Source organism: Sphingorhabdus sp. (genome assembly GCF_044338195.1).
GTDB lineage: Bacteria > Pseudomonadota > Alphaproteobacteria > Sphingomonadales > Sphingomonadaceae > Sphingorhabdus_B.
Genome location: NZ_JBIIMC010000011.1, coordinates 40,907 through 65,811 on the forward strand (window position 1 = coordinate 40,907; position 24,905 = coordinate 65,811).

The window sequence follows — 24,905 nt, forward strand, 5'->3', positions numbered from 1 at the left end:
CGGCCTTATTTTTCAGTGAAGCTTTGACCGCTTTACTTGATTTTTTTCTTCCGACCCGAACCCGGTGCACGACCAAGGCCGATTGCCTTTGCGAGTTCGCGACGTTGTTCTGCATAAGCGGGTGCAACCATCGGATAATCGGCGGGCAGACCCCATTTTGCGCGATAGTCATCCGGTGTCATGCCATAATGGGTCATCAGGTGGCGCTTCAGCATTTTCAGCTTCTTACCGTCGTCCAAGCAGACAATATAATCGCGTTTTACCGAATTGCGGACTGCAACAGCTGGTTCCAAAACTATTTCGGGGGCAGCAGCCGTTGCGGAAAGACCGGCGAGTGCCGCGTGCACATTTCCAATTAAAGTTGATACGTCCGATACCGCGACACTGTTGTTGCTGACATGAGCAGCGACAATATCGGCGGTCAGAGTAATTAACAATTCAGCGGTATCGTTACTTTCTTGAGACATATTTTGAACCTTTGGACCCATTTTTATAGTTTGTTTATATTTTACGACTTGTCTGATGCATATAGACTTGAAATGAAGTCGTCAAGAAAAGCCGCTAGCTTTCAAATATTAAAGATCAATGAACATCGTAATCGCGTCTAGACTTATTCCTTCTGCGCTTTTGTAATAATTTTTGCGCCGTCCGATCGGTGCAAAGCCAGCCTTCACATAGAAAGAAGATGCAGGGTTCCCGTCGCGAACTTCTAGAAACAATTTCTCCCGGCCGGCGATTTGGCCTCTATTTATCACGTCGCTGAGAAGATTTTGGCCAATCTGTTGGCGCTGGTACTTTCGTGCAACGCCAATCATTAGCAATTCTTCATGTTCAAAAATCCAGCGCGTAATGGCGAAACCGCATACCACGTCACCATCTTTGGCAAGTAACAATTGGCAGTCCGGCAGGACTAAAGTGGACAGGCATTGCGCCGCCGTCCACGCTTCGCCAAATCGGGAGTCGAAGGCGTCGGACATGATGGGCATGATGGACGCAATGTCTTTTGCATCGCCTTCAACGACGTGGATCATGCCCGGACTGCGGCCGGTTTTGCGTCTGGCGCCCTTCCATACACAGGAACGGGCGGAAGGGCATGGTCGTCGGGTAGATGTGCCCATGCGCGGGCGTCAGGCAGAATGTCGGTCCACACCCGATCTGCGCGCTGGGGGGCAATGTCGCCGGCAACATGGTCGGCGACGGCAACAGTCGCCAATAGTTCAGGCAAAACCGACCGCGCGGGCGCTATGGAATGCCCGGCGTCATTAAATGCTTCGAAGAAATACTCGCCATGGCCGCCTGTCATGATGACATCGACAGCGGCGTGTGATGCGCTTTGTGCGCGCGCCATCGCTGCCAGCAAGGATAGGCAACCATAGCCGTGTACCGGTATGTGCCACGCCAAACCCAATGCTTTGGCGGCTGCGACGCCCACACGGATGCCTGTGAAGCTGCCGGGACCAACATCCACCATGATCTGATCGGCTTTGCCGTTATCCGGCAACGCGGCGATGAGCGGAAGCAAGCGTTCGGCATGCCCGCGGCCAATCACTTCATGCTGGGCGGCCAGCAATTGCTTGCCATCGAACAACGCAACTGAGCACGCCCGTGTGGCGGTATCGATGACCAATGTGCGCATGATCGCCTGCGGCCGTTTAGGTTAGGCGACCTGATTGAAGCGGTTAAATTCAGGGCGCGGGCTGCGTGCAAAAATGCTCGCTGTGTCGCCATAGCCAAGCGTACAGATGAAATTCGACTGGACGTTAGTTCCGGCAAAAAATGCCTTGTCGACAGCGGCATTGTCAAAACCTGACATTGGGCCGGTATCCAACCCCAATGCACGCGCGGCCAGCATCAAATAGGCGCCTTGCAAGCTGCTGTTCCGAAACGCCGTTTTTTCAATGGCCACGTCGTTGCCGGCAAACCAGCTGCGGGCATCGGCATGAGGAAACAATTCGGGAAGCTGTTCGTAAAATTCGAGGTCCATTCCGATAATCGCCGTGACAGGCGCTTGCAGAATTTTGTCGCCATTCGACGGCATCGTGCATGCCGCCAGCTTTTGTTTGGCTTCGGTGGATGTGCACCAGATGATGCGCGCGGGAAGACAGTTCGCAGATGTCGGACCAAATTTCATCAGGTCCCAAATGCCCTCAAGCTGCGCGTGCGACACGGGCTTGTCCAGATACCCATTGTAGCTGCGGGCTTCACGGAACAGTTGATCAAGCGCGACGTTGTTTAATGCTTCGGACATAAAATTTCTTTCAGGCGGGGAGTTTAGGCGGCACGCACTTCGACGACTTCGGGCACATAATGCTTCAGCAATTGTTCAATGCCATTTTTCAGTGTTGCCGAAGAAGAGGGGCAACCGGCGCATGCGCCCTGCATCTGCAAAAAGACGATGCCCTTTTGAAAGCCGCGGTAGACGATGTCTCCGCCGTCATTGGCAACGGCAGGACGGATACGCGTTTCGATCAATTCCTTGATCTGGACAACAATGTCGGCATCTTCTGGATCATCGAGCGGGTAATCCGCATCTGCCGATGGAACAGCAAAGCCGGCGGCAGCTGGTTTGAAAAGCGGCATGTTTGCGCTAAAATGGTCGAGCAAAATGGCAAGTACGTCTGGTTTCAGGTTGGACCATTCTGTCCCGGGTGCAGCAGTGACCGAAATAAATTCGCGCCCAAAAAATACTCCGGTGACATCACCAAGTGCGAAAAGTGCCTCCGCCAATGGGGAGGCTTCAGCCTCTTCAGGGGCGGCAAAATCCCGCGTTCCATTTTCCATCACGGCGCGGCCGGGCAGAAATTTGATAGTGGCGGGGTTCGGGGTCAGTTCAGTTTCTATCAGCATTTCACGCATGTGGTGCGGTGGCGGTAAAAGTGCAAGCCAGAATGTCTTGACAGGGGCGAAGCCACGGTTGACCAAGCACGCCAAAAGGAGAGTAGAAATGGTCGATCAGTCGCATAAAACAGCCTGGATAACGGGCGCATCGTCGGGGATAGGGGAGGCGCTGGTCAAAGCATTTGTCGGAAGCGGCGGCCATGCCGTGCTGTCAGGCCGAAATGTCGCTGAACTGGAACGCGTTGCGCATGCTACCGGCGCGCCCGAGCGCTGCTTCATTCTGCCATTCGACACCGTCGATTATGCGGCGTTGCCATCAAAAGTCGCTGAAGCCATTGCCTATCAGGGCAAGATCGATGTGTTGGTCAATAATGCGGGCATTTCGCAGCGCTCACCCGCCATCGACACCGATCTGTCGGTTTACCAGCGGATTGTTGATGTAGACTTGCTTGCGCCGATTGCGCTGACGCAAGCGCTTTTGGGGCATTTGGTTTCAAATGGACATGGCCAGATTATCATGATCTCCAGTGTCGCAGGTAAAGCAGGCATCCCTATGCGGACGGCCTATTGCGCGGCGAAACACGGCCTCATCGGATATGCCGATGCGTTGCGCAGCGAAGTTGCAGGGCAGGGCGTCAAAGTGCTCGTCGTCGCGCCGGGTTCTGTGCGGACCAACGTATCGCGCAATGCATTGAATGCCGATGGAACGGTGCGTGGCACAAGCGATGCTGCCATCGATAACGGTATCGATCCAGATGTCGTCGCAACCACGATTTGGGATGCGGTTGACGCCGGAAAGCGCGAGATTGTTATCGCCGAAGGGATGGAGGCAGGCATTCCCGTGCTGCGCGCGCAGGATCCCGAAAAGCTGTTCGACATGGTCGAAGCGATGGTCGCCGACGGCTATGCGCAGAAAATCGCGGCGCGCTAATCTGTCTGACGACGGGGCCGCACATGAGCCCCGCGACAGGTAAGTTTTTTCCTTAAGTCCGGCCTGCGCGTAACGCCGCGCCGGCGGCAAAGGGCGATAAGGCTGTAATTGCGAGCGCAGTCGCCGCAAGCAGCTGCATCGCGTTGCCGGGATTTTCCGACAATGTGCCCGCGCCAAAGATCAGCAACGGTATCGTGATGGGCACGAGCAAAAGCCCGCCCAGCGCGCTCGCTCCGCTAAGACCCGCCGTCAGCGCTGCGATGGTGACTGATAGCCCGGAAAGCGCGGGTAGTGCTAAGGCAAGGCCAAGCAACAACGTCCCCAATTGCGCCTCAGGCAATCCGATGAGTGCGGAACCCACAACCGTCGCGAGAAGAAGCGGAAGGGCGAAGGCAAAAATCTGGCCAATGATTTTGGCGGTGGCGACCAATTCGTCAGACCAGCCGCGCATCGCTAGCTGATCCAATATGCCCGCTTGCCGGTCCGGAAGTATAAGCCGCTCAATCGGCAGGAGCGTCGCCAGCAGCGCAGCAATCCACAATATACCGCCGCCCGTGCGTGCAAGGAGCGCTTTGTCAGGCCCCGTCACAAACGGAAACAGCGTCGCAACGGCGAGATAGAATATCACCGGCAGCCATAGACCGCCGCCCGTCCATGCCAAACGCACATCGCGCGCAACCAAGGCTGTAAATGCCTTCATGCGTCGGCCTCTGGTCTGTCGAGAATGAGGCTGTGCGCCACGTTAATCGATGGTGGCTGGTGGGCCGCGACGAGCACTATGCCACCGGTTGCGGTGTGGGCGGTGATGGCTTGGTCAAGGCGGGCGCAGCTTGCGCTGTCCAAGCCATTATAGGGTTCGTCGAGCAACCAGATATCCGCCTTCGACGTGAGCACGCGTGCGATACTGGCGCGTTTGCGTTGGCCGGTCGACAGGAAGCGCACGGGAACCTGCGCCAGACCTTGCAAATCCATGTCCGCCAATGCCGCGCCGCGCGCATCCGCAGACGCGCCGTCCATATCCGCCCAGAACATGAGGGCTTTTTCGACCGCCAAATTTGGATCAAGCGCGAGATTTTCATCGGCGAGGGCAATCCGGCCGTCCGTCTTCATCGACCCGGCGGTCGCATGTAACAGACCCGCGATGAGCCGAAGGAGCGTGGATTTGCCGCACCCATTTGCGCCGCGTACCCAAATGATATCACCACTGCGCGCAGTAACCGAAAGTCCGCGCAGCACGAGGCGGTTGCCGCGGATAACCGCGACATTCTCAACGTTGAGGGACGGCAAGGGCGCTTGACGTGACGACATTTGACGACTTAGGCATGAATTCCATCAATTGCAAAATCAGGATGACGTTATGCAGGTTTCAAGGCTCGATGAAGCGGATCGCGCGGCGGTTTTGGAACAGCTGCCTTTGTGGTCCTATGACGCTGATGCAAAAGGGATAAGGCGCACGTTGCGCTTTGCGGATTTTGCCGAAGCCTTCGGTTTCATGGCGCGCGTCGCAATCCTTGCCGAAAAAGCGGACCATCATCCCGAATGGTTCAACGTGTACAACCGTGTTGAGATATTGCTGACAACGCATGATGCGGGCGGCTTATCGCGGCGCGACGTTGATCTGGCCTCGGCCATCGACGCTATTGCGCCGACGGCTTAACCACATCGCCTAAACCGCCCAGCAAGCCCAATTGTTTGCGCAGCCGGTTCGGGAACCAACGGGCCGAAAAAGCAAGTTGCTTCGCCATTTTGTTGACGGGCGTGTGGACCTTGTCACCGTGGATGGCTTCCCATGCAGCTGGGCCGATGATGGAGACGGGGCTCACTTCGACGCCAGCCGATTGCAATCTTTCCTTGCCGGTCATGTTGCTGTTTGCATCAACCGCGCCAATGATGTTGGTGTCGATAAAGCCGGGCATGAGGCTGCGGGCCTTGATTCCCAATGGGCGCCATTCAATGTCATGCGCTTCGGCAAGGCCGCGCACCGCGAACTTGGTCGCGCTATATACGCTAAGTCCAGCCGATCCGTAGATGCCAGCAGCTGAGCTGGTGTAGAGGACGCAGGCATCAGGTGTATTTTTCAACAGATCAAAACATGCGCGGGTTCCGCTGATAACGCCAGTCAGGTTGATGGCGATCATCTTGTCGATATCCTCGTCGGTCATGTCCTGAATAGGTCCGCCCGATCCAATACCTGCATTGTTGAACAATACCGTCATGTGGCCATTTGTGTGCTTGGCAAAGTCGGCGACGGCGGCTTTCCACTGTGCACGATCGGTCACATCAAGGCGGTGGCGCGACCATTGGCCGGCTGGCAATAAAGCCGCGGTTTCGTCGATGCCCTTTTCATTGACGTCAGCAAGGCCCACGAACCAACCGACATTGGCAAAGTAACGCGCAACTTCGCGTCCTAAACCCGACGCGGCGCCAGTGATGAAAATGCTTTTTTGCGTTTCGGACATAATTTCGGCTCTCCCTTATTCACATGTCTGTCAGCCACATCAATTTACCCGAAAGGTCAACTGAATATTGCGGCCGCGGCTTTGCTTGGACTGAAGATCGGACTTAAGCTCTCGTCCGTTATCAAATCGCCTGAAACCCCTTGGCGTAAATGTGCCATGTAAAAATGGCAGCCGCGCCGCGATACGGGCGCCAGCGTTCGGCGATGACGCGTATATCTTTTTCCGATGGCCGCGCATCCAGCTTCAGCAAACGGCCCACGCCTTCTTGCACAGCAAGGTCGCCCGCGGGCCAAATGTCGGTCCGGCCCTCGGCAAACAGCAAATATATCTCCGCAGACCAGCGGCCAATGCCCTTTACGCGGGTGAGGTAGGTAATTGCCTCCTCATCATCGGCGGGCAGGGCATTGAGCGGCAATTCACCCGACAGCACGAGTTCGGCAAGCGAACGCGCATAGCCCTGTTTCTGTCGGCTCAACCCGCACGCTCGCAAGGCGTCGAAATCTTGCGCCAATAACTTGTCCGGCGGGCAGTCTGGACCAATAAGCGCTTCAAGCTTGTTCCACACCGATGCGGCTGCCGCGACGCTCACCTGTTGCCCGACAATCGTACGCAGCAATGTCGCATAGCCCGGTTCCCGGATGCGCTCGTCCGGGTAACCCGTAACCGCAAGCGCCTGCTTTATGCCCGGTTCAAGCGCCGCCAGTGCATCAAGGGCAGCATGCAATTGTGCAGCAGGAATACCCATCAGCGCGCTCCGCCCAACAACGCCATGGGCGTAGCAGCGACCTTCATCCCCAAATTTACGCGATTCTGCCGCATGTTTGCTGTCCTTGTTTAGCCCCGCCGGACGGTTGCCGCATATAATGCGATCGCCGCAGCGTTCGACACGTTCAACGACTCCATGTGTTCGCTGATTGGCAACTTCGCCAGCTGGTCACAATGCTCTTCAATGTTACGACGCATGCCATCGCCTTCAGCGCCCAGAACAAGCGCGTTGCGGCCCGGCGTCAGCGCTTCGTCCAACGTCACGCTGGCATGGCCCGACAGACCGATTCGCCAATATCCGGCCTCAGCAATTTCTTCCAACGCACGGGCCAGATTAACAACGCGGACCCATGGGGTGATTTCAAGCCCGCCGGAAGCCGCCTTTGCCAATGCCCCCGATTCTGGTGGCGCGTGCCGGTCCTGCGTCACAACGGCGACTGCATTGAATGCCGCGGCCGTGCGGAATATCGCGCCGACATTGTGGGGATCCGTGACCTGGTCGAGGATCAGCAACGGGCGATTGTCATCATTGTCGACCGCAAGCGCATCGGTCAGCCAGACGTCCTCCAATGGCGCAACTTCAAGCACGAGGCCCTGATGCGGTGCATCTTTCGGTACAAAGCGCGCCAAATCATTCACCTCGGCATATTGGACCGTCAGCCCGTCGGGAATGACGATTTTGCCGATTTCTTCGCGTGTGCCCCACAGATTGATGAGTCGCCGATCGGGATTATCAAGCGCAGCATATACGGCGTGACGGCCATAAAATTTGGGATTGCCGCTGGAAACTGCAGCGCCGCGACGGCGCTGGCTCTTATGGGAAGACATTTGAAACACCTGTTGATGAAAAAGAAGACGATATAGGCCCCTTTCCCACTTGAGGCATTGACAGGCAAGGGCCGTTTCGCCATTGGGCTGCTTCTTCGTCGGGACCGGCCCTTATGCTTTGGCATAATGCCCCGTCAAAGAAGTGGACAGGTGGCCGAGTGGTTAAAGGCAGCAGACTGTAAATCTGCCCGGTTTTCCGTACGCTGGTTCGAATCCAGCCCTGTCCACCATTTTTCCGAATAAGCGATTGTTATACAGTGACTCTGTCGCTGCGCTTGAGTTGGGCGCTTAAGCGGTTCCGCGCTTCAGCAGCTTAACCGGCACAGGTGCGATGTTGGGTGCATCGCCCTTCAATACAGCAATCAGTGCCTCCACCAGCATTTCGCCGGCCTGAACATAGTCCTGCTCAATTGTGGTGAGAGGTGGTTGTGCATAGGCGCCGGTTGCAATGCCATCAAAGCCGATGACGCGCACGTCGGTGCCGACCGCGATATGCTGTTCATCAAGCGCACGCATCGCACCCAGAGCGATAAAGTCATTGGCGCAGAACAGACCGTCAAAATCGACCTTATCGCGGATCAGGCCGTTGACGGCTGCATAGCCTTGGTCTTCGCGCACCGCGTTTTCGGGAAGTGGTGGGCAGATGGTCGGCATGCCCTTTTGCGCCATCACCGCCATATAGGTTGTCAGCCGATCCTGAAATGGCGGCTGTTCGCTGTTCGTCGGGCCAATATAGGCAATTTTCTGGCATCCGCTGGACAGCAAATGTTCAATGGCAAGCCTTGCACCCTGCGCATTGTCGCTTTTAATCGACAGCAGATCTTCTTTGCTGGCGCCCCAGCAGATCATCGGTGTTTTGTGCCGCGCATATTCACCAAAAAACTGCCAGCCTTCAATATTCTGACCGCTGCCGATGACAATCAATCCGTCCGCCTGTCTGCTACCGGTGTAATTGGCGAAGAAGTTAGCCGGCGAATCCTGAAACGAAACGATGAGATTGTAGCCGCGCTCAGACGCGGATGCCGCGATGCAGCCCAACAGCGATAGATAAAATGGATTGATGTTGGCTTTATTCTCTCCGCGCCGGCACAGAATAACCAGCGCAATGGAGTAAGTTTGCTGCGTGCGCAGGCGAAGGGCGTTGTGGTCGACCGAGTAATTAAGTTCGTTGGCGAGCGCGACAATGCGGGCACGCGTGACTTCATTTACCTTTTTATCACCGCGCAACGCCCGCGAAACTGTGGGTTGTGACACCCCTAGCATCGCGGCGATTTGATGCGCCGTTATTCGCCCTTCTTTGCCCATGCGGCGCTGTTAGCACCTGAACCTGCGCAAGTCACGCGGCGAGCGCGGACACTGGCGTGACAAAATCAAGGCCAAGGCTTTCGGCAACGGCTTGGCTCGTCACCTTGCCGTGATGTACGTTCAAACCGGCGAGCAAGCCACGACCCGTTTCCGTGCTGCCATCAAGCGCGGCGGTACCCTTGCTTGCCAGCGCGAGGCCATATGGCAATGTCGCGTTGTTGAGCGCAGCCGCGCTGGTTTGCGGAACGGCGCCGGGCATATTGGCCACGCAATAATGGATAATGCCATCAACGACATAGGTCGGCTCGGCATGCGTGGTGGCATGGCTGGTTTCAAAGCAGCCGCCTTGGTCAATCGCGACATCGACCAGAACCGAACCGGGCTTCATCCGTTTCAACATTTCGCGGGTGACCAGCTTGGGCGCGCTTGCGCCGGGGATAAGGACGGCACCAATCACGGCGTCGGCGATGCTGATTTCATGGTCAATGGTTTCCAGCGTTGAATAGCGGGTACGCACCCGTCCGTTGAACAGTTCATCCAACTGGCGAAGGCGGGGGATTGAGCGGTCAACGATGGTGACTTCTGCGCCAAGGCCAACGGCCATACGCGCGGCATGGGTGCCGACAACGCCGCCGCCAAGAACGGTAACGCGGCCCGCGGGCACACCGGGAACGCCGCCAAGTAATATGCCTGCGCCGCCCTTGCTGCGACGCATCGCTTCGCCCGCTGCCTCAATGGCCAAGCGGCCAGCGACTTCGCTCATGGGCGCCAACAGGGGCAGGGTGCCCTTGTCATCGGTGACGGTTTCATAAGCAATTGCGGTGCAACCGCTGGCGATTAAGCCTTTGGCCTGCTCAGGATCTGGGGCGAGGTGGAGATACGTGAAAAGCAACTGGCCGGGGCGTAGCAAGACCCACTCGCTCGGCTGGGGTTCCTTGACCTTTACGATCATGTCGCAGCCAGCGAAGATTTCTGCGGCTGTCGCGGCGATTTCGGCACCCGCTGCGCGATAAGCATCGTCGCTTGCCATGATGCCCGCGCCTGCGCCCGATTGCACGACAACCTGATGGCCGTGGGCGACATATTCACGAACCGCGCCGGGGGTTAAGCCGACACGATATTCATGCACCTTGATTTCGCTGGGGACGCCGACACGCATAATCTCACTCCTGAAAAATTATCTGTCGCGGAAATAGCATCTTCGATATGACGATACTGTGCAAAGATTCGACTATTTGTGTGAATAGACGCATAGAATCGGCGATATTGAATATATAAATGGAAAATTTATGCAACTTGATCGAACAGACCGTAAATTATTGGGCGCACTCGTGCAGAACGGACGGGCGACGCAGGCGGAATTGGGCGAAGCTGCCGGCCTGTCGCCAAGCGCGGCGGCGCGTCGGCAAAAATCATTGGAAGATGATGGGATCCTGCGTGGCTACCGCGCGGATGTGAACCTTCGCAAACTTGGGCTCGCGGCAACGGTGATGGTCACCATCACGCTCGATAGCCAGAGCGAAGAGGCAATGGCGGCATTTGAAGCCGCCGTGGTGGGAAGTCCGTCGACCATCCGGTGCCACCTGATGAGCGGCCGGAATGATTATCTGCTCGTCGTGCGCGCCGCATCGATTGAGGATTATGAGCTCATTCACCGGCAGGAAATTGCGCGATTGCCAAGGGTCGCGCGTATCGAAACTGCATTTGCATTGCGCGAAGTCGTCAACCGCACCGTCCCGCCGCGGCTTTTTGACTGATCGCATAAAAGCGCACCGACCGGCAGGCTTGCAACATCCCGACCATTCGCAGAATTTGTGCGGCGTTACTTTGTGGTGCGCGCGCCGATACCGCAATCCTGCGCAAGACTGTGACGGTTTTGTCACATTGCGTAAAAAGGACAATGACGTTGACACAAAATGACTTGCCTGCGGCAGGTTTTGATGTTTGTGTGCACCTGCACAATAAAGCGCAGGCCGATGTATAGCGGTATTGCGCAGGCATTTAGATTTAGCGGGATAGAACGGTATCTGCCGGATGTAGCGCTATGCGGTCGCTTTCGGCGCAGTTTTTTGTGTACCTAAGAAGGGGTAATTTTATGCGTAAATCCATTTTGAAGCTGGCAACAATGAGCGTCGCGATGAGCGCGATGGCTATTTCAGTTCCTGCTTTCGCCCAAGACGCGGCGGCAGAAGAAGCCTCCGGTCCTATCACTATTTCGGGCGGTGCCGCTTTGGTATCCGACTATCGTTTCCGCGGCGTATCGCTTTCTGACAAGGGCTTTGCACTTCAGCCATATTTGACCGTCAAGCATGAGTCCGGCTTTTATGTCGGCGCGTGGGCTTCAAATCTCTCCGAAAATGACGGCGATGATGCGGAAGTTGACCTTTATGTCGGTTTTTCGGGTGGTGAAGAACTGACTTACGACATCGGTGCGACATATTATGTCTATCCGGGCGTATCCAGCTTCAACTATCTAGAGCTGACCGGTAAGCTTGGCTCAACTATCGGTCCAGCAACCGTGGGCGCGCAGTTGAGCTATGTCCCAAGTCAGGACAACACCGGTAACACCGATAACGTCTATGTCGCGACCAACGCTTCGATCGCTTTGCCTGACTCACCAATTTCGATCGTCGGCTCAATCGGCATTGAAGATGGCGCGTTTACCGCGGGCAGTGAAAAGCTCGATTGGACGCTTGGTCTGACCGCTAATGTTGCAGGCTTTACACTTGGCGCATCTTATGTCGACACCAACCGTCGTTCGGTGTTTGCATTCAAAGACAGCGCGGCCGGCGTCGTATTTTCGCTCAGCTACGGTTTCTAAGATCGTATATTGAATATTATGATGTGCGCGGGCTGGCTTGACCTTTTCAAGTCGGTCTGCGCACATATTGTTTTATGACTATAAACCTCGCCAACTGGATAGCCGAGCATAAGATCGACGAGGTCGAATGCATCGTTCCTGACATTAACGGCGTGCAGCGCGGCAAAGTATTGCCGGCCAAGAAATTCCTGTCGTCTGTCCGCGACAAATCGCTCCGCATTCCCGGTAGCGTCTTCATCTGCACCATTGATGGCCATTATCCCGAAGATATCGAAGATATTTGGGACAAGGATCCCGACAAAATCCTAATTGCTGATCCCGACACCATCTGCATTGCGCCCGGTTTTAAATCGCCAACCGCATTTGTCATCGCCGACGTCTTAAACGGTGATGGCACTGAAGTGGAAATCGCGCCGCGCACGATATTGAAAAAGATACTGGCCCTTTACGCCAGCCGCGGGTGGAAACCCATCATTGCGCCCGAGGTTGAATTTTATCTCGTCAGCCAAAATGTCGATCCCGACTTTCCGCTTGTGCCGCCGACGGGGTCAAGCGGACGGGCGGAAACGGCTAGTCAGCCTTATGGTCTTGAGGCGATGAACGAATATGAAGACATCATCGATCACATCTATGATGACTGTGAATTGATGGGTCTCGATATCGACACGATGATTCACGAAATGGGCGCGGCCCAGCTTGAGGTGAACTTTCTGCACGGCGACCCGCTGAAGCTTGCGGATCAGGTTTTTCTGTTCAAACGCGTGGTGCGGGCCGTCGCCAAACAACATGGCGTCTATGCCACATTTATGGCGAACCCGATGGCGGGCCAACCGGGCAGCGCGATGCATCTGCATCAATCGGTTGTAGATGCTGAAACCGGCCGCAATCTGTTTTCGAACGCCAATGGCCGCGACAGCGCGCTGTTCCGGAGTTACATCGCCGGGCTTGTGAAGTTTATGCCACAAGTGTCACCGCTTTGGGCGCCCAACGTGAACAGCTTCCGCCGGATGCGGCCCGATAGCGCAGCGCCGATCAATGTGCAGTGGGGCGAAGATAACCGCAGCTGCGGTTTCCGCGTGCCGATTTCCGACAAGGCCAATCGCCGCGTCGAAAACCGTTTGCCCGGCGCGGATTCCAATCCCTATCTCGCCATGTCGGCATCTTTGGTCTGTGGCTATATCGGCATGGTAGAACGCATGATCCCGGCAAAGGCGATCACCGGCAGCGCGTACAACCGTGCGCGGACGCTGCCCCGGACTTTGGAAGCGGCGCTGGACCGTTTCAGCGCTTGTAAGCCCGTCCGCAACCTGATTGGCGAAGAGTTTTTCGATATCTTCTATGCCATCAAAGACTATGAATTGTTCAATTACCAATCGGTCGTATCAAGCTGGGAACGCGAGCATTTGTTGTTGAGGGTGTAATGCCTGACCGGTTGAACGACAGCTATTACCGCGCGACCGCGAATGGCTGGGAAACGCAGCGCCCGCTCGATTATGCTTTGGATTGCGACGTCGTTGTCATTGGCGGCGGCTTTACGGGCTTGTCTGCCGCCTTAGCTTGCGCCGAAAAAGGGCTGAAAGTCGCTTTGATTGAGGCCCAGAGCATCGGCTTTGGTGCATCAGGCCGCAATGGCGGGCAGCTGATTCCCGGTTTGCGTTGGTCGATGCGTGAAATCGACGCGGCGTTTGGGCGAGAGCGGGCAAAAGCCATATTCGATTTGGCGTGGGGTGCAGGCGCGCGTGTGCATGACCGCATCGTCAAGCATGATATCCCATGTGATCTGAAATCCGGCCATCTGGAAGCCGCCTATAAGCCCGGACATTTCGACGACATGCAGCGCGAGGCCGCGTTTTTGGCGCGCGAATTTGGCTGGGATTCAGTCGAGATTGTCGCGCCTGCCGACATCAGCACGCATATCAATGGCGGCGATTATCACGGCGGCCTTTATGACGCCAAGGGCGGGCATTTCCATCCGTTGAACTATGCGCTTGGATTAGCAAAAGCTGCGATGGCGGCAGGTGTTTTGATATTCGAACATAGCGCTGCGCAAAGGCCGATGGATAATGGAACCTATGTCGAGATTGCGGCGGGGACAGGATCGCTCACCGCCCGCCATGTGCTTATGGCCACCGACAACTGGACGTGCGATATTGCGCCGGAACTTAGCCGCTACACTGTCCCCATTATGAACTATAACATCGCGACTGCGCCGTTGCATAATGCTGACCAGCTTTTGCCCAGTGACGCCGCGATTGCGGACAGCCGGTTTGTTTTGAACTATTTCCGATTGAGCGCGGATAAACGCCTGATTTTCGGTGGTGGAGAGAAATATGTTCGACGCCCGCCTGCGGACATTGCAGGATTTGTCCGAAAGCATATGGTTGAGGTGTTTCCTTCGCTTGCCCAGACACAGATTGATTATGCATGGGGAGGTGCCGTGGGCGTGACGATGAACCGGCTGCCGCATATGGGGCGTAAGGGGAATATTTTTTACGCGCACGGCTTTTCCGGTCATGGCGCGTTGGTCACGACGGTCGCGGGCGAGGTGATGGCTGAGGCCGTGCTTGGTACCATGTCGCAATTCGATGTCTTTGCCGGCCTGCCGCACAGCCAGTTTCCAGGCGGCAAATGGCTGGCACAGCCGCTCGCGACCCTTGGACTGCTCTATTATGCGATGCGAGACCGGCTGTGATTGAAAGGGCCGCGATAGAAATGATGCGCGCGCGTGAGGTTGCGCGGTTTGTTGCCGCGAACCCAAAGTCGCATGGGCAGTCCCAAGCGTCAAAAAGCTGGTTTCAGGGCGTTCCGTTCCATTGGATGCTCGATTGGTCCACGCCATTCCCGATCGTCGCTCAGGAGGCGTCTGGAGCGACGCTGACGAGTGTTGACGGGCAGGTCTTTGATGATTTCTGCCTTGGCGATACCGCCAGCATGTTCGGCCATTCGCCACAGCCATTGGTCGACGCACTGACCGCGCAAGCGGGGCAGGGGCTGAGCTATATGCTCCCCACATCAAAGGGCGTAGAAGTGGGCGATATGCTCGCCGCGATGTTCGGACTGCCGCAATGGCAAGTGACGACCACGGCAAGCGAGGCAAACCGCGCGGTCATCCGCTGGTGTCGTGGCTTGACTGGACGCGACAAGATTTTGATCTTCAATGGCTGTTACCACGGCGCGGTCGATGATGTTTTTGTCGATCTGCGCGATGGCGAAGCGGTCAACCGGCCCAGCCTGATCGGACAGGTACAGGATTTGCTACCGACCACGGTTGCAATCGAGTTTAACGATGTGGAGGCGCTTGAGGCTGCATTACGCGGTGGCGACATCGCATGTGTGCTCGCTGAGCCGTTGATGACCAATATCGGCATGGTGCGCGACGCGCCGGGCTTTTTGGAGTCGTTGCGGCGGTTATGTGACGAAACCGGCACAATATTGGTGCTTGATGAAACCCACACCATTTCTTCGGGCTATGGCGGCCATAGCAATACCCATGGGCCAAAGCCCGACATCATGGTGGTAGGAAAATCCATCGGCGGTGGCGTGCCATGTGCGGTATATGGATTTACGGCCGAGATCGCGGAAAAGATGGCGGCGCTGAACCAGTCGCGTCCGCCGGGGCATAGCGGCATCGGCACGACATTGTCGGCTAATGCGCTCGCCATATCCGCAATGCACGCGATGTTAGAGCAAGTCATTACGCGTGATGCTTATACCCATATGCTGGCGACGGCTGACCGGCTGGTATCGGGTTTAAATGCCGTGATCGCGGCGCACAAGCTTGACTGGCATGTCAGCCATGTCGGTGCCCGTATTGAACTGATATGCTCTGCTGTGCCGCCGCGTAACGGCAGCGAGGCGCGTGCCGTGATGGACCATGCGCTGGAAAGCACGATTCATTTGTACCTCGCCAACCGCGGCATATTGCTGGCGCCATTCCATAATATGATGCTCGTCAGCCCCGTGACTTCGCCGGCGCAGGTCGATCGGTTGGCGTTTGAGTTGAACAATGCGCTGACTGAGCTACAAGCGTCTTAAACAGGGTAAGTGAAAGTGACGTCATGACAATTAAGCGGGCCAAGTCATCTGCGACCATCGCCGCACGAAGCGAGGCTGAGGCCTTTTTTGCGGCTAACCCTGATATTGACTCTGTCGAGATGATTTACACCGACATGGGCGGCGTGCCGCGCGGCAAGCGGCTGCGCCAGCATGAGGTGCTATCGGTCTATGAAATCGGTCGCTTTTTCCCGGGCTCCATCTCCGTGGTCGACATCACTGGACAAGATACCGTTGAAACAGGCTTGGTCTGGGAGGATGGCGACGCTGACCGCTCAATGAAGCCAATTCCGGGCACACTGGTGCGGACGCCATGGGCGGGGGACAATGCCGCACAATTCATGGTCGATTTTTACGAGCTGGATGGCCAGCCGCATGATCTGGACTCGCGGCATGTGTTGGGTTTGGTCGTTGACCGTTTCGCAGAAATGGGTCTGACCCCTGCATTGGCTGTGGAGCTTGAATTTTACCTGTTGGATCCAAAGCGTGCCCGTGATGGTTCCATTCGCCCCGCGCGACCCGATTATAGCCACGAAACACCACAAATGGTGGAGGTTTATGGCCTGCGTGAACTCGACGACTTCCGGCCTTTCTTTGATGAGCTGTATGAAACCTGCGATATTCAGGGGCTTCCGCTGGAATCCGCGATATCCGAATTTGCGCCGGGGCAGTGCGAGCTGACTTTGCGGTACAAGCCCGACGTGTTGCGGGCGTGCGATGATGCAATCATGTACAAACGGGTGGTGAAGGCCGTGGCGCAAGCGCACGGCTTGGAAGCGACCTTCATGGCGAAACCATTTGCTGAACAAGCAGGCTCCGGCATGCATATTCACGTGTCGATGAACGATGCCGACGGCAAAAACCTGTTTGCGTCGGATGATCCCGAAGGCACCCCAATGCTGCGTCACGCCATTGGCGGTATGATTTCAGCGGTGGGCGATTGTTTTGCGCTCTTTGCGCCACATGCAAACAGCTACCGCCGGTTCAAGGCGAACAGCTATGCGCCCGTCGCGCCGACATGGGGCGTCAACAACCGCACGGTTTCGTTCCGGATACCGGCCGGTCCCGCGGCAAGCCGCCATGTCGAACACCGCGCATGCGGCGCTGATGCCAACCCCTATCTGGCCGTTGCTGGCGTGCTTGCGGGCATCCATCACGGTATCGTCAACCAGATTGATCCCGGCCCCGCAGTCGTCGGCAATGGTTATGACCGCGACAGTTCAGCCGATGATAAACCGCCAAGCAACTGGTTCGCTGCGGTTGACCGCTTCCATGGGTCGAAGCTGATGCGCGAATATCTGGGCGAACGCTTTGTGGACATGTTCACGATCGTCAAACGCGTCGAACAGGACCGCTATTTCGGTCAGGTCCCGTCAATCGACTATGACTGGTATTTGCGCAACGCTTAAGCGTGAGCGGCTGGAAAGCGGGCGAGGATATTCTGCATTACCGCAGGGTTAAGCAGCGTATCGAACGCGCAGCCAACCATAGTGCCATCGTTCCAAACGATTTTTGCCTGAAGCGCGCTGCGTCCGGGTAATGTCAGCCAGACACGCGTGCCTGCGCTCATGGCGGTCAATGCCTCACAAGCAACGCCGGACAGCGACAGATCACGGACGATGACGGCAAAGCCCCGCGATCCGGAGGGCCGCATTGAAGCAGGAATGTTAAGCGGAACGCGCGGCGCGCTTCGGTCTTCCTGTGCGGCGTCTTCATATCGTTGGTAAGATTTTATCTGCGAGGGTGCTTGGACCATGGCTTTTTTTCCCCTGTGACGGGCAAAGCGTATGAAATTGTGGTAAACAAATGGTTAACCGACATGGATGAAGCGCCTTAACACATTCGTTCCCGGCCCACTTGCATTTCACCGATGTCGCGGCCATATGCGGCGTGGGAGTCGGATGGACGTGGCACTCGCCAACCTGGTCAGGTCCTGACGGAAGCAGCCACAACGAATTCGCTGCGGGTCATCCGGCTCCTACTTTTCCCCGTCTTTTGTTTTAGAAAACTTCGACAAAGGTCGGTGACCGTCCTATCGTAACGTTGATGCCCGATTCCAATCGCCCAGAATTCGCAGAACGCGACCCGGATATGCCCGATGATGCTTTGGGACTTGGCTTGGATTTGCCGCCCGTAGCGCAACCGACGGCACCTGCCGCACCCACGCCTTCAGCGCCAGCAGCTGCCCCGGCAAATACCGGCGGCGCGGCTTACCGCGTACTGGCCCGCAAATACCGTCCCCAAACCTTTGCAGAGCTTATCGGCCAAGATGCGATGGTGCAGACGCTCGGCAATGCGATTAAGCGCGATCGTTTGGCGCATGCGTTTTTGATGACTGGCGTGCGCGGTGTCGGTAAAACCTCGACGGCGCGACTGATTGCCAAGGCGCTGAACTGCATTGGTACGGACGGGCAGGGTGGCCCAACGATTGATCCCTGTGGCACTTGCGAGCCATGCGTTGCCATTGCCGAAGGCCGCCATATCGATGTGATCGAAATGGATGCCGCGAGCCACACCGGTGTTGATGACGTGCGTGAGATTATTGAGGCTGTGCGCTACTCTGCGGTTTCGGCACGCTATAAAATTTACATCATCGACGAAGTTCACATGCTGTCGAAAAACGCGTTTAACGCGCTGCTGAAGACACTTGAAGAGCCGCCCGGTCACGTCAAATTCCTGTTTGCGACGACCGAAGTGAACAAGGTGCCGATTACCGTATTGTCGCGGTGCCAACGGTTCGACCTTAAGCGTATTTCCACCGCAAAACTGGCGGACCATTTCGCGGACATCGCCGCCAAAGAACATGTTGAGGCAGAGGTTGAGGCGCTGACACTGGTTGCGCAAGCGGCCGAGGGCTCCGTACGCGATGGCCTATCGATACTCGACCAAGCCATTGCCCATGCCGACATGGAAGGTGATGGCAAGGTTACGGCTGCGCAAGTGCGCGATATGCTTGGCCTGTCGGATCGCGGCGCAATCCGTCGGTTGTTCGGCCTGATATTGGCGGGCGATGCACAGGGCATGTTGGCGGAAGCCCGCAGCCAATATAATCTGGGCGTGGAGCCATTGGCGATGTTCGCCGGGCTTTTGTCCGAAGTGCACCGGCTGACACTCGCAAAAGTTGGCGCACCGCGCGATGGCGCTTTGGATGCCGATGCCGCTGCATTGGTGGAAGAGCATGCGGATCGCTTGTCCTTTCCAGTCCTGCACCGTTTATGGCAGCTGTTGCTGAAGGGGCAGGAAGAAGTCGCGCGCGCATCAGTGCCGCTCGATGCTGCGGACATGGCTTTGTTGCGCGTTATTCATGCCGCGACACTTCCCGATCCCGGTGAGCTGGCCAAGATGATTGGGCAGGGCAGCTTTGCAGCGCCACCGGCCTCTGCACCCACCAGTCTCGACATACCCCAGTCCGCGACGGTGCAGACGTTAATGCCCACCGACTTCCATGCACTTTTGGATCGTTTGGCGCGCGAGGGTTTTGTGAGTCTGGAGATGACCCTGCGGGATGTTGTCCGTTTGGTTGAATATGCGCCACCGGTATTGGCATATCAGCTGGCGGGGCCCGTTGCGCCCGGTTTTGTTGCGGAACTGCGCGATGCCCTGGCGAAGGTGACCGGCACGCGCTGGGACGTTGAAGAGCGCGCTGGCGAGGCTGCACCAAGCTTGCTGGAGCAAGAGCAAGCGAAGGCCGACGCTGAAAAGCGCATAATATTGGAGTCACCTCTGGTCAAAGCGGCGTTTGCTGCGTTTCCTGAGGCGGAGCTGCTCGACAGCGACGCGCATGACATGAAATGGAGTAAGAGCGCATGAAAAGCATGGAAGACATGATCAAGGCCGCCCAAGAGGCCGCCCAAAGCATTCAGCAGCAAATGGAACACGCGCAAGCAACGCTCGATACCATTCACGTCGAAGGCCAGTCTGGCGGCGGTTTGGTGAAAGTCCGCGCAACGGCAAAAGGCCGCATCTTGAATGTGGCAATCGACGACAGCCTGATCGTTCCTGCTGACAAAACGATGCTGGAAGACCTCATTACCGCAGCATTTAATGACGCGCGTGAAAAGGCGGATGCCGCGAGCAACGCGGAAATGGGCAAAATGTCGAGCAGCCTGCCATTGCCTGCCGGGTTCAAACTGCCGTTTTAACCCCGCCAACATTGGCGCCATTTTCCATTAAACCCGTTTTTCCCCAGCAATTTGCGCTTTTGGGGACCAGATGCATTGAAAGCCTGCACAGAGCGCTCATATTGAGTGGGAACGGGCGTGCCGCATTTTTGCGCGACCCCAGTTGGAGTATCTATGGATTTGAACCTGCCTTTATTGCCCCTGCGCGATATTGTTGTTTTCCCCGGTATGATTGTTCCCTTGTTTGTGGGTCGGGATAAGTCGGTCGTCGCGCTGGAAAAAGCGATGGCGGCGAACAAGGAAATTTTCCTCGTCGCGCAGCTTGATCCTGCCGAGGATGATCCCGGCAAAGATGATTTGTACGATATCGGTGTAACCGCGACGATTATGCAGCTGCTGAAGCTGCCGGACGGTACTGTGCGCGTTCTGGTTGAAGGCAAACAACGCGCGCAACTGCGCGATTTGGTTGAGCACGGCAGTGAATATGTCGAAGCGGCTGTGTCCCTCGTTGTCGAACAAAATGCAGAAGGTCCTGAAGCCACCGCGCTGATGCGTTCGGTCGCGGAACAGTTTGAAAATTATTCGAAGCTCAACAAGAAAATGCCCGCCGAAACCGCGGTGCAGCTTTCGGAGATCGAAACACCGTCGGCGCTGGCGGACGCCGTTGCGGCCAATATCCAGTTAAAGGTGTCGGATAAGCAATCGCTTCTGGTTGAAGCAAACCCGCTTCGCCGATTGGAAATGGCGTTTGCCTTCATGGAAGGCGAATTGGGCGTATTGCAGGTCGAAAAGAAAATCCGTGGCCGCGTGAAGCGCCAGATGGAAAAGACCCAGCGCGAATATTATCTGAACGAACAGATGAAGGCTATCCAGCGCGAGCTGGGCAATGACGATGGCGAAGGCGGCGACGAAGTTGCCGAGCTTCAAAACAAGATCGACACGATGAAGCTGTCCAAGGAAGCAAAGGCGAAAGCCAATGCCGAATTGAAAAAGCTGCGTGGCATGGCACCCATGTCCGCCGAGGCGACCGTCGTGCGCAATTATCTCGACACGCTTCTGGGCATACCATGGGGTAAGAAGTCCAAGCTGAAGCGCGACATCGCCAAGGCGCAGGACGTTCTCGACGAGGACCATTTTGCCTTGGAAAAGGTCAAGGACCGCATTGTCGAATATCTTGCGGTACAGGCACGCACCAACAAGCTTAAAGGCCCAATCTTGTGCCTCGTCGGACCTCCCGGTGTGGGTAAGACGTCGCTTGGCAAATCGATTGCCAAGGCAACGGGGCGTGAGTTTATCCGTCAATCGCTTGGCGGCGTGCGTGATGAAGCAGAGATTCGTGGCCATCGCCGGACTTATATTGGTTCGATGCCCGGTAAGGTCGCGGCCAATTTGAAAAAAGCGGGAACGATGAACCCGTTGTTCCTGCTCGACGAAATCGACAAGCTTGGTCAGGATTTCCGCGGTGATCCGGCGTCTGCATTGCTTGAGGTTCTTGATCCGGAACAGAACAACAAGTTTAACGACCATTATCTCGAAATCGACTTGGACCTGTCCGACGTGATGTTCGTGACAACGGCCAACAGCCTTAATTTGCCACAGGCGCTTTTGGACCGCATGGAAATCATCCGGTTGGAAGGCTATACCGAAGACGAGAAGCTGGAGATTGCGAAGCGACATTTGTTCGACAAGCAAGTCGAAGCCCATGGGCTGAAGCGGCAAGAATTCTCGGTCAGCGATGATGCTCTGCGCGATCTTATCCGTTATTACACGCGCGAAGCCGGTGTGCGTACGCTGGAGCGGGAAGTCGCAAAGCTGGCGCGTAAGGCGCTGCGCCGGATATTGGAAGGCAAAGCCACCAGCATTGCCATCACACCCGAAAATCTCGCAGATTTTTCGGGCGTCCGTAAATATCGCCACGATATGGGTGAGGAAGAAAACCAGATTGGTGCGGTTACGGGGCTTGCTTGGACGGAAGTTGGCGGCGAATTGCTCACCATCGAGGCGGTGACCGTTCCGGGTAAGGGCCAGATCAAGACTACGGGTAAGCTTGGCGAAGTGATGGGCGAGTCCATTCAGGCTGCCCTGAGCTATGTTAAGGCGCGCGCGCCGAGCTATGGCATTAAGCCCAGCCTGTTTGGGCGCAAGGATGTCCACATTCACCTTCCCGAGGGCGCTGTGCCCAAGGACGGTCCATCGGCGGGTATTGGCATGGTGACCTGTATCGTCTCGACGCTGACCGGTATTGCGGTGCATCGCGACGTTGCCATGACGGGTGAAGTTACCTTGCGCGGACGCGTGCTCCCTATCGGCGGACTGAAAGAGAAACTGCTCGCGGCACTTCGGGGGGGCATCAAGACGGTACTTGTTCCGCAGGAGAATGAAAAGGACCTCGCCGACATTCCAGCCAACATAAAAGAAGGCCTGGAAATCATTCCTGTTAGCCATGTGGATCAGGTGCTGGCGCGTGCGCTGGTATCGCCTTTGGTGGCCGTGGAGTGGACGGAAGCCGATGAACTGGCTGCGGCCTTGCCGCCTACAGTTGGCGGCGAAAACGGAGCGTCGGTGACCCATTAAAGGGTGATAAATGCCTTTTGATTGGATATTGTGGGCAAAATTGGCAGTTTTTCACAGAAAATGACGGTTTTAGGCGGATTTTTCCTTTGACAGTGCACGCAATGTCATCATTATCCGTCCACCGGCTCACGCCGCGACTCAATTAACCAAATGTTTTGAGTTTTATACAATTTTTGAGAGGGGGGTTCCCAATATGAACAAGCAAGATCTCGTCAATGCAGTTGCAGACGCAAGCGGCCTGACCAAGGCAGATGCTGGTAAAGCAGTAGAAGCAACCTTTGAAGCAATCACTGGCGCGCTGAAGAGCGGTGGCGAAGTTCGCCTTGTTGGCTTCGGCACATTCGGCGTTGCAAAGCGCAAGGCTTCGACCGGCCGTAACCCACGCACTGGCGAACCAATGACCATCAAAGCATCGACTCAGCCTAAGTTCAAGGCTGGCAAGGCGCTTAAGGATGCCGTCAACTAAGACAGACCAAATCTATTTGGTGAAAAGGGCGGGGCGAAAGCACCCGCCCTTTTTTTTGTGCCCGACGCCAGCGGGCATGGCGGTAGCGCAACATGGCGCATATAACGCACACACAAAAACGCCGCCATGAAGGCGGCGTGATGGCTGAGCCGATTTGTCCGGCTCGTTTGTTCCATAAACCGCTGTTAAGCGGCGAGGCGCATTTCGCCAATGGCGCGGCCAGCGACCGGGAATGCGATAATCGTTGCAGGGGTGCGACGGCGCATTTCGCCACATGTGATGCGCCGTTCGCGTGCGACCTTGCCTGCAAATTCCATTGCGACGACTTCACGTATCCGCGGCATGGCGTTGCGCATAGTTAAAAATATTGCGCCGACAGACAAGCCAAGCGCGGTCAGAAAAAGAAGGGAAGCTACGACGGTCATGGCACTGGTCCTTTCTGTCCCCCGCCAACCTATTTGGCGGGGATGTGTTTGCCCGGCTATGGGCAGCGTTTGAGCCGTTGTTCACTATTTGTTCCATAATGTCAAGCGGTATTTCACCAGCGAAATGACATGGCGTAACTTTGGGGATTATGTGTGGATAACTTCCGTGATCAGCGCAGGTTCAACGGCCTTCGTTTTTGCCGCGTCGTTCAGCGAACCATGCTTTTGCTTTTCTGTTGGACCTGTCATTTATATAACTCCGTATCAAAATCAGTTGTTCCGAGTTGAGAAATCGGAGTTGCCTCACTTAGATAGCGTGGTGGATTTGACACAAATGAACCACGGAACGTTGCCAACCATCCCAACCTCTTAGCAATTTCTACGGTGACATCCTCATCCGTCACTTCAACGGTAATCCGTTTGAGCGTAAAACCAGCGCCGAAGCTTGCTGCAAGATCCGCTGGATCGACTTCCTCAACCGTTTTCGGATCATTGATATCCCGGAACCGCACCAGCATCGGATAGCTCGGCACATCCTCAACAATTTTCTGCCCGGATTTGTATCGCTCTTTGGGCGTCGTCGGCTTCATCGCGATCGGCCCTTGCGGCGTTTCGCCGCCACTGATTTTCTGCGCACTCACCACCCAGTCATTCTTCCATTCGGGATCGAGCACAGATTGAACTAGAGTATCGCGCGGAACGAGTGCGAACAGCACCTGCCCACCGGGCAGATCAACCGCGACCGCCTCACCCCGCGTCCGCATCCCCCGCTTACCCGATAGTTCGCCAAGATCGATGTTACTATTACTCACCAATGTTTCGTGCACGGCATAGTCACTTTTCAGCCCTTGCGGCGTCACCACCTCAACGGTGATCTTGTATCGATAACTGTAATTGCTGACGAAAGGGTTACCCCCGACAGCAAAGCCGCAGCAACGCCAACCAGCATCCCAAGCACCCCCCGCCGCGCCATCATGCCGCTGTCCTTTCTTCACCAATGCGAAATGCCCGTTTCAATCCGGGCACACAGTATTTAATTTCATCTTTCGGTTTCGTCATAACCCGCATTCTACCCATATAGTTGCTAACAAAGGGCTAAACCGCTTGACGAATCCTTGCCGCGACTATAACGGCGCGCTCATTCCACATGGGAAACGCACATACCGGTGCTGATCTTTGTCTTTTAGGCAACAGTGACGTTCTAGTTTCCCAGAGGCTCAACCGGAAGGAGAAGTACCATGGCGGCACCTGTCGTAACCATGCAGCAATTGCTTGAAGCTGGGGCCCATTTCGGCCACCAAACACACCGTTGGAACCCG

Annotated in this window: 27 protein-coding genes, 1 tRNA gene, 1 other RNA gene and 1 pseudogene; 15 read left to right on the forward strand and 15 right to left on the reverse strand. The window is 56.2% G+C overall.

Annotation, left to right across the window (positions count from 1 at the left end; genetic code table 11):
- Positions 1-32 precede the first annotated feature (32 nt).
- From ACIQZK_RS04940 to ACIQZK_RS04960, 5 genes are all read right to left on the reverse strand, one after another.
- Positions 33-467, reverse strand: coding sequence for a MucR family transcriptional regulator (locus ACIQZK_RS04940; RefSeq protein ID WP_397575160.1), 435 nt, complete (start codon positions 465-467; stop codon positions 33-35).
- A gap of 108 nt (positions 468-575) precedes the next feature.
- Complete coding sequence (locus ACIQZK_RS04945; RefSeq protein ID WP_397575161.1) at positions 576-986, reverse strand: GNAT family N-acetyltransferase; 411 nt, start codon at positions 984-986, stop codon at positions 576-578.
- Between the two features lie 41 nt (positions 987-1,027).
- Positions 1,028-1,636, reverse strand: coding sequence for a tRNA (adenosine(37)-N6)-threonylcarbamoyltransferase complex dimerization subunit type 1 TsaB (tsaB, locus tag ACIQZK_RS04950; protein WP_397575162.1), 609 nt, complete (start codon positions 1,634-1,636; stop codon positions 1,028-1,030).
- A 21-nt stretch (positions 1,637-1,657) separates the two neighbouring features.
- A complete protein-coding gene (locus ACIQZK_RS04955; RefSeq protein ID WP_397575163.1) occupies positions 1,658-2,248 on the reverse strand; it encodes a malonic semialdehyde reductase in 591 nt (196 codons plus the stop codon).
- Positions 2,249-2,271: 23 nt separating this feature from the next.
- On the reverse strand, positions 2,272-2,847 hold the full coding sequence (locus ACIQZK_RS04960) for a NifU family protein (protein WP_397575164.1): 576 nt from the start codon (positions 2,845-2,847) through the stop codon (positions 2,272-2,274).
- 97 nt (positions 2,848-2,944) lie between these two features.
- Between ACIQZK_RS04960 and ACIQZK_RS04965 the strand changes: the two genes are divergently transcribed.
- Positions 2,945-3,769: an SDR family NAD(P)-dependent oxidoreductase gene (locus ACIQZK_RS04965; RefSeq protein WP_397575165.1), complete on the forward strand. Its 825-nt coding sequence runs from the start codon at positions 2,945-2,947 to the stop codon at positions 3,767-3,769.
- Between the two features lie 52 nt (positions 3,770-3,821).
- Here the strand turns inward: ACIQZK_RS04965 and ACIQZK_RS04970 are convergent, their stop codons facing one another.
- Together ACIQZK_RS04970 and ccmA are read right to left on the reverse strand one after the other, a co-directional pair.
- Positions 3,822-4,469: a heme exporter protein CcmB gene (locus ACIQZK_RS04970; RefSeq protein WP_397575166.1), complete on the reverse strand. Its 648-nt coding sequence runs from the start codon at positions 4,467-4,469 to the stop codon at positions 3,822-3,824.
- A complete protein-coding gene (gene ccmA / locus ACIQZK_RS04975) occupies positions 4,466-5,077 on the reverse strand; it encodes a heme ABC exporter ATP-binding protein CcmA (protein ID WP_397575167.1) in 612 nt (203 codons plus the stop codon). Before ccmA ends, ACIQZK_RS04970 begins: the two co-directional genes overlap by 4 nt.
- Positions 5,078-5,126: 49 nt before the next feature.
- Between ccmA and ACIQZK_RS04980 the strand changes: the two genes are divergently transcribed.
- Positions 5,127-5,426, forward strand: coding sequence for a 4a-hydroxytetrahydrobiopterin dehydratase (locus tag ACIQZK_RS04980; RefSeq protein WP_395635172.1), 300 nt, complete (start codon positions 5,127-5,129; stop codon positions 5,424-5,426).
- Here the strand turns inward: ACIQZK_RS04980 and ACIQZK_RS04985 are convergent.
- From ACIQZK_RS04985 to rlmB, 3 genes are all read right to left on the reverse strand, one after another.
- A complete protein-coding gene (locus ACIQZK_RS04985) occupies positions 5,407-6,228 on the reverse strand; it encodes an SDR family oxidoreductase (RefSeq protein WP_397575168.1) in 822 nt (273 codons plus the stop codon). The two genes, ACIQZK_RS04980 and ACIQZK_RS04985, sit on opposite strands and share 20 nt — an antisense overlap.
- Positions 6,229-6,349: 121 nt before the next feature.
- A complete protein-coding gene (locus ACIQZK_RS04990) occupies positions 6,350-6,973 on the reverse strand; it encodes a DNA-3-methyladenine glycosylase family protein (RefSeq protein ID WP_397575169.1) in 624 nt (207 codons plus the stop codon).
- Between the two features lie 89 nt (positions 6,974-7,062).
- Entirely contained in the window at positions 7,063-7,821 is a 759-nt protein-coding gene (gene rlmB, locus ACIQZK_RS04995) for a 23S rRNA (guanosine(2251)-2'-O)-methyltransferase RlmB (protein ID WP_324477419.1), read from the reverse strand.
- A 144-nt stretch (positions 7,822-7,965) separates the two neighbouring features.
- Between rlmB and ACIQZK_RS05000 the strand changes: the two genes are divergently transcribed.
- A tRNA-Tyr gene (locus ACIQZK_RS05000) sits at positions 7,966-8,051 on the forward strand.
- Positions 8,052-8,109: 58 nt separating this feature from the next.
- On the opposite strand, the gene ACIQZK_RS05005 is transcribed toward ACIQZK_RS05000, so the two are convergent.
- Positions 8,110-9,126: a LacI family DNA-binding transcriptional regulator gene (locus ACIQZK_RS05005; protein WP_397575170.1), complete on the reverse strand. Its 1,017-nt coding sequence runs from the start codon at positions 9,124-9,126 to the stop codon at positions 8,110-8,112.
- Positions 9,127-9,157: 31 nt separating this feature from the next.
- Entirely contained in the window at positions 9,158-10,285 is a 1,128-nt protein-coding gene (ald, locus tag ACIQZK_RS05010; protein ID WP_397575171.1) for an alanine dehydrogenase, read from the reverse strand.
- A gap of 130 nt (positions 10,286-10,415) precedes the next feature.
- Between ald and ACIQZK_RS05015 the strand changes: the two genes are divergently transcribed.
- From ACIQZK_RS05015 to ACIQZK_RS05040, 6 genes are all read left to right on the forward strand, one after another.
- Positions 10,416-10,883, forward strand: a complete 468-nt coding sequence (locus ACIQZK_RS05015) for an Lrp/AsnC family transcriptional regulator (protein WP_395635154.1) — start codon at positions 10,416-10,418, stop codon at positions 10,881-10,883.
- Between the two features lie 338 nt (positions 10,884-11,221).
- Entirely contained in the window at positions 11,222-11,947 is a 726-nt protein-coding gene (locus ACIQZK_RS05020; protein WP_397575172.1) for a TorF family putative porin, read from the forward strand.
- A 74-nt stretch (positions 11,948-12,021) separates the two neighbouring features.
- The gene (locus ACIQZK_RS05025; protein WP_397575173.1) at positions 12,022-13,368 is read left to right on the forward strand and encodes a glutamine synthetase family protein; all 1,347 of its coding nucleotides are present in this window, start codon (positions 12,022-12,024) and stop codon (positions 13,366-13,368) included.
- On the forward strand, positions 13,368-14,639 hold the full coding sequence (locus ACIQZK_RS05030) for an NAD(P)/FAD-dependent oxidoreductase (RefSeq protein WP_397575174.1): 1,272 nt from the start codon (positions 13,368-13,370) through the stop codon (positions 14,637-14,639). The genes ACIQZK_RS05025 and ACIQZK_RS05030 overlap by 1 nt, the downstream gene beginning before the upstream one ends.
- A 20-nt stretch (positions 14,640-14,659) precedes the next feature.
- Positions 14,660-15,982 carry an aspartate aminotransferase family protein gene (locus ACIQZK_RS05035; protein WP_397575175.1) on the forward strand — a complete coding sequence of 441 codons (1,323 nt, stop codon included), beginning with the start codon at positions 14,660-14,662 and terminating at the stop codon, positions 15,980-15,982.
- A 23-nt stretch (positions 15,983-16,005) separates the two neighbouring features.
- Positions 16,006-17,409 (forward strand): glutamine synthetase family protein, encoded by a 1,404-nt coding sequence (locus ACIQZK_RS05040; RefSeq protein ID WP_397575176.1) that lies wholly within the window; start codon positions 16,006-16,008, stop codon positions 17,407-17,409.
- Here ACIQZK_RS05040 and ACIQZK_RS05045 read toward each other — a convergent pair.
- Complete coding sequence (locus ACIQZK_RS05045; RefSeq protein ID WP_397575177.1) at positions 17,406-17,756, reverse strand: PilZ domain-containing protein; 351 nt, start codon at positions 17,754-17,756, stop codon at positions 17,406-17,408. The genes ACIQZK_RS05040 and ACIQZK_RS05045 overlap by 4 nt on opposite strands.
- A gap of 134 nt (positions 17,757-17,890) precedes the next feature.
- Here ACIQZK_RS05045 and ffs point away from each other — a divergent pair.
- The 5 genes from ffs to ACIQZK_RS05070 all read left to right on the forward strand — a co-directional run bounded on the left by ffs (position 17,891) and on the right by ACIQZK_RS05070 (position 23,161).
- An RNA gene (ffs, locus tag ACIQZK_RS05050) (signal recognition particle sRNA small type) lies at positions 17,891-17,985 on the forward strand.
- 61 nt (positions 17,986-18,046) lie between these two features.
- Positions 18,047-19,810 (forward strand): DNA polymerase III subunit gamma/tau, encoded by a 1,764-nt coding sequence (locus ACIQZK_RS05055; RefSeq protein ID WP_397575178.1) that lies wholly within the window; start codon positions 18,047-18,049, stop codon positions 19,808-19,810.
- Positions 19,807-20,142 (forward strand): YbaB/EbfC family nucleoid-associated protein, encoded by a 336-nt coding sequence (locus ACIQZK_RS05060; protein ID WP_395637816.1) that lies wholly within the window; start codon positions 19,807-19,809, stop codon positions 20,140-20,142. The genes ACIQZK_RS05055 and ACIQZK_RS05060 overlap by 4 nt, the downstream gene beginning before the upstream one ends.
- A gap of 153 nt (positions 20,143-20,295) precedes the next feature.
- Positions 20,296-22,695, forward strand: a complete 2,400-nt coding sequence (gene lon, locus ACIQZK_RS05065; protein WP_397575179.1) for an endopeptidase La — start codon at positions 20,296-20,298, stop codon at positions 22,693-22,695.
- Positions 22,696-22,888: 193 nt separating this feature from the next.
- Complete coding sequence (locus ACIQZK_RS05070; protein ID WP_183940306.1) at positions 22,889-23,161, forward strand: HU family DNA-binding protein; 273 nt, start codon at positions 22,889-22,891, stop codon at positions 23,159-23,161.
- Between the two features lie 185 nt (positions 23,162-23,346).
- On the opposite strand, the gene ACIQZK_RS05075 is transcribed toward ACIQZK_RS05070, so the two are convergent.
- Complete coding sequence (locus tag ACIQZK_RS05075) at positions 23,347-23,586, reverse strand: hypothetical protein (protein WP_395636279.1); 240 nt, start codon at positions 23,584-23,586, stop codon at positions 23,347-23,349.
- 245 nt (positions 23,587-23,831) lie between these two features.
- Complete coding sequence (locus ACIQZK_RS05080; RefSeq protein ID WP_397575180.1) at positions 23,832-24,584, reverse strand: hypothetical protein; 753 nt, start codon at positions 24,582-24,584, stop codon at positions 23,832-23,834.
- Positions 24,585-24,824: 240 nt separating this feature from the next.
- Between ACIQZK_RS05080 and ACIQZK_RS05085 the strand changes: the two are divergent.
- Positions 24,825-24,905 (forward strand): annotated as a pseudogene (locus ACIQZK_RS05085) (30S ribosomal protein S2); the annotation flags it as partial.